4 protein-coding genes and 1 pseudogene are annotated in these 4,080 nt (G+C 62.0%); 3 read left to right on the top strand and 2 right to left on the bottom strand.

Annotation, left to right across the window (positions count from 1 at the left end):
• The coding region (locus NW835_RS07575) for a MotA/TolQ/ExbB proton channel family protein (protein WP_414414951.1) at window positions 1-482 on the top strand (482 nt) is incomplete at its 5' end.
• Window positions 483-485: 3 nt separating this feature from the next.
• On the top strand, window positions 486-911 hold the full coding sequence (locus NW835_RS07570; protein WP_414414950.1) for an ExbD/TolR family protein: 426 nt from the start codon (window positions 486-488) through the stop codon (window positions 909-911).
• A gap of 20 nt (window positions 912-931) precedes the next feature.
• Here the strand turns inward: NW835_RS07570 and argF are convergent, their stop codons facing one another.
• On the bottom strand, window positions 932-1,849 hold the full coding sequence (gene argF / locus NW835_RS07565; RefSeq protein WP_414414976.1) for an ornithine carbamoyltransferase: 918 nt from the start codon (window positions 1,847-1,849) through the stop codon (window positions 932-934).
• A gap of 156 nt (window positions 1,850-2,005) precedes the next feature.
• A complete protein-coding gene (ctpC, locus tag NW835_RS07560; protein ID WP_414364600.1) occupies window positions 2,006-3,301 on the bottom strand; it encodes a carboxyl-terminal processing protease CtpC in 1,296 nt (431 codons plus the stop codon).
• Window positions 3,302-3,553: 252 nt separating this feature from the next.
• On the opposite strand from ctpC, the pseudogene NW835_RS07555 reads away from it, so the two are divergent.
• Window positions 3,554-4,080: pseudogene (locus NW835_RS07555) on the top strand (gamma-glutamyl-phosphate reductase); the annotation flags it as partial.

Below are 4,080 nucleotides of genomic sequence, written 5' to 3'. Positions count from 1 at the left end.
CCGGCCTGGAGCTCAACGAAGCCAGCCCCGAGGATTTTAAATTGGCCCTGGAGACAGCCCTGGCGGCAGAAGTGCCCCTGCTCAAACGCTTTAACACCCTCTTCGACACCGTCATCACCGTTGCCCCCTTCCTGGGCTTGCTGGGCACGGTTACCGGCATCATCCAGATCCTCAGCTCCATCCAACTGGGGGATATTGGCGGCACCAATACTCAGGGGGTAGGGCAGGGGATTGCCGAGGCCCTCTACTCGACCGCCTTTGGGCTGATCGTGGCCATTCCCACCTTGTTGATCTCCAACGCCTTCCGCTCCCTGTACCTGCGGCAGCTCTCCAAGATTCAGGAGTACGGCGGCGAGCTGGAGTTGCTGCATCGCCAGCGGCAAGAGATGCAAGCCCAACAGCTTTCCCAGTACCCCTACGCAAAGTCCAGCCCCAGCGGCAGCTCCACCCTTCCGCCCTACTCCTCGCTTGATCCCTCCTAGCCTATGCGCATCCCAGAAGAAAACTTTCGACCCGCAGAGATCAACATCGTGCCTCTAATCGATGTCATCTTCTCGATCTTGGTGTTTTTCGTCATCGCCAGCCTGGTGCTTACCCGCTCCGAGGCTCTGGAGGTCAATTTGCCAGAGGCCTCCACAGCCGACGCCCGCCGCCAGCCAGACGTTACGGTGAGCATCACGGCTGAGGGCCAAATTGCCGTCAACCAGGAGAAAATTGCCGATCTCTCCGCTCTGCTCCCGGCAGTGGAACGCATCCTGACCGAGAAGCCGGCTGAAGGGCGCCGCCTGGTGGTGATCAACGCCGATTTGGCCCTCTCCCACGGCAAAGTAGTAGAGGTGATGGATACCCTGCAGCGGCTGCCCAACGTCAGCCTGGCCATTGCCGCCCGCCGCCCCGCCAATAACCGTTGACACCTCCCCTGTCTCTGGGGTCACCCTGCCCTCAGCAGTTGGATCAGCAGTGCCTTTTGCACGTGGAGGCGATTTTCTGCCTGATCCCACACACGGGACTGGGATCCCTCCAAAACCTCGGCCGTAATCTCCTCTTCCCGGTGAGCGGGCAGGCAGTGGAGCACGATGGCCTCGGGATCCGCCAGTTTCATCAGCGCGGCGTTGACCTGGTAGGGCAGAAAGTGGGCTTTGCGGGCCTCGGCCTGATCCTCTTGGCCCATGCTGGCCCACACGTCGGTATAGACCACCTGGGCTCCCGAGACGGCCTCATGGGGATCCTGCAAGACCCACACCTGGGATCCCTGGGCCAAGGCCTGTGCTTCTGCTACTACTGCTGCATCCGGCTCGTAGCCGGGGGGCGTGGCGACGCGGATGTGAATCCCGCTCATGGCACAGCCCAGCAGCAGGGAATGGGCAACATTATTGCCATCACCGCAATAGGCCAAGGTCAGGCCTGCCAGTTGGCCGAAGTTCTCCTGGATGGTGAGCAGATCGGCCAAAACCTGGCAGGGGTGAAACTGATCCGTGAGGGCGTTGATCACCGGGATCTCGGCATATTCGGCAAAGGTTTCCAGCTCCCGCTGGTCGTAGGTGCGAATGGCAATCGCGTCCAGGTAGCGGGAGAGGACGCGGGCCGTATCCGGCAAGGGCTCGCCGCGGCTCATCTGCATCGCCGTCGGCACCAGATCCAGGGTGCTGCCCCCGCACTGGGCCATGGCAGCGGTAAAGCTGACGCGGGTGCGGGTAGAAGCCTTCTGGAACAACAGCCCTAGCACCCGTCCGCGCAGATCCACCCGATAGGGATCCCGCTTCAGTTCCGCCGCTTGAGCCAGCAAGGCCGCCAGCTCCGCCGGGCTCAGGTCGCTGAGTTTGAGCAGATCCCGCCCGGCCAAGTTGATGGATTCTACAGCTTGCAACCCCGCCATAGCGCTTCACCACCTCCGCCAACAACTTCCAGCCCCGCGTCGCCTCAACCTGCCTGCCGAAGCTGCTGCCTGCTCACCAGCGCAAGGTCGCTACTCAGCAAGGTCTCGCAGCCTGGGCCCCCACACTGGCTAGAGGGAAGAGGAACGCATTGGCTCCTTGGCCTGTTGCTGGCGGGCCGAGATCTGTGCCTGGAGGGCCTGGATGGCGGCGGCATATTGCGGGTCGGCGGGAGTGGCCACCAACTCGCGATCCCGGCTGAGGCGATTGAGATCTTCTTCGGACAGTTCCACGACAATATCCGGGGTGATGCCTTTGTGATCGATATCGGTGCCTTTGGGGGTGCGATAGCGGGCAATGGTCACCGCCAGGCCCGACCCATCGGAGAGGGGATGCACCGACTGCACCAGGCCCTTGCCGAAGGTTTGCGTGCCGATGATCACGGCGCGACGGTTATCTTGCAAGGCTCCCGACAGGATCTCGCTGGCGCTGGCGGATCCCCCATCCACCAAAACGGCCAAAGGCTTGTCGGTAAGGGCGGTGTTGTTGGCCGTGAGGCGATCCTGCTCCCCTTGCCGGTTCACCGTCGAGACAATGCTGCCTCGGTCGATCCACATGCGGGCAATCTCGGCGCTGGAGTAGAGCAGCCCCCCTGGGTTGGCCCGCAGATCCAGCACATAGGCAACTACGCCTTGCTTTTCCAGCTCGCGAATGGCCTGGCGCACCTTGTCGGCGGCATTGCCGGAAAACTGGGTAATGCGAATGTAGCCGATGGGCAGGCCATTTTCCTGGTGAACCGCATAGCGCACAGTGGCCAGCTCAATTCTCTCCCGCACCAAGTCGAATACCTTCAGCCCTTCCCCCTCGCGACGGATGGTCAGCCGCACCCGCGTGCCCGGCTCGCCGCGAATGAGGCTGACGGCGGTGTTGGTGTCCATGCCTTCGGTGGATTTGTCGTCGATGCGCACGATCACATCTTTGGACTTGATCCCAGCGCGATCGGCGGGAGACCCTTCGATGGGGGAGATCACCACCAGCTCGTTGGTCTCTTGATCCAAGCCAAGGGTAATCCCCACCCCCGTCAGCTCGCCAGAGGTGTCGATCTGCATGCTGGCAAACTGATCCGGATCCAAGAAGCGGGTGTAGGGATCGTTCAGCTTCTTGAGAGCCTCTCGAATCGCCTCGTAGGCCTCCTCGCGGGTGGCATACTCGCGGCTGAGCAGATCGCGGCGCACCGCCTCCCAGTCGACGGAATTAAAGGAAGGATCGACGTACTCCCGATTGACAATCTGCCAAACTTCGTCCACCACCTCTTTGGGATCCCGGCGAAACCCTGCCCAACCCGGCATGGATAGCTGCACCCCGACAAGCGACACGGCTGTGACCACCGCAGCCGTTGCACTAACCACAAACCCGCGCTTTCTCATTGGCTCTCCTGGCAGACAAGGTCTAAAAGTCGAGGTTGATCTCCAGCCTCTAGGGGTTTCGCACAGAGGCCTTTCTCTGCCCCAACTTTATCTCAGGGACAGAGCAATGCCCCCTGCCACGGCAGGTGGGATCCAAAGTTTGGTAGGCTGCAAATGGTACAGCCCAACTGTGCCCAACGTAGCACAGGGATCTCTGCAAAGGTGCTCCCGGGATCCCATTTGCAGGAGCGTTTTCGTCTTCTTCTGGAGTCTATGTCTCTTGTAACCGACTCTCCCAGCCTGCCGGAAGCTGCTGCTGACTCGCCCCTGCTGGCCCAGGTGCAGTTGGCTCGCGCTGCCGCTCGACGCACGGCTACCTTGCCCACTGCGGTAAAGAATGCCGCCCTAGAGGCCATGGCCACCGCTTTGCTGGCGCAGCAGGAGACTATCTTGGCAGCCAATCAAGCGGATCTGGCCCGGGCAGCGGAGCAGGTCAAGGCCGGCGAGCTGTCCGCCTCGGCCTACGCCCGCTTGAAGTTGGACGCCCAGAAATTGGCCGAGATGGTGGCTGGGGTGCGGCAGGTGCTGCGGCTGCCAGATCCGGTGGGGCAGGCCTTGCTGATCCGGGAATTGGACGAGGGGCTGGTGCTGGAGCGGCGCACCTACCCTCTAGGAGTGCTGGGGGTGATTTTCGAGTCGCGGCCCGATGCCTTGGTGCAAATTGCTGCCCTGGCCGTGAAGACAGGCAACAGCGTCCTGCTCAAAGGCGGATCGGAGGCGCTACTCTCCTGCCAGGCCCT

This window comes from Synechococcus sp. OH2, from assembly GCF_047462155.1.
In the GTDB taxonomy this organism is placed as follows: domain Bacteria; phylum Cyanobacteriota; class Cyanobacteriia; order Thermostichales; family Thermostichaceae; genus Thermostichus.
Note: the sequence above shows the minus strand (reverse complement) of the source record. Positions and strands in the feature narration are given on the sequence as shown.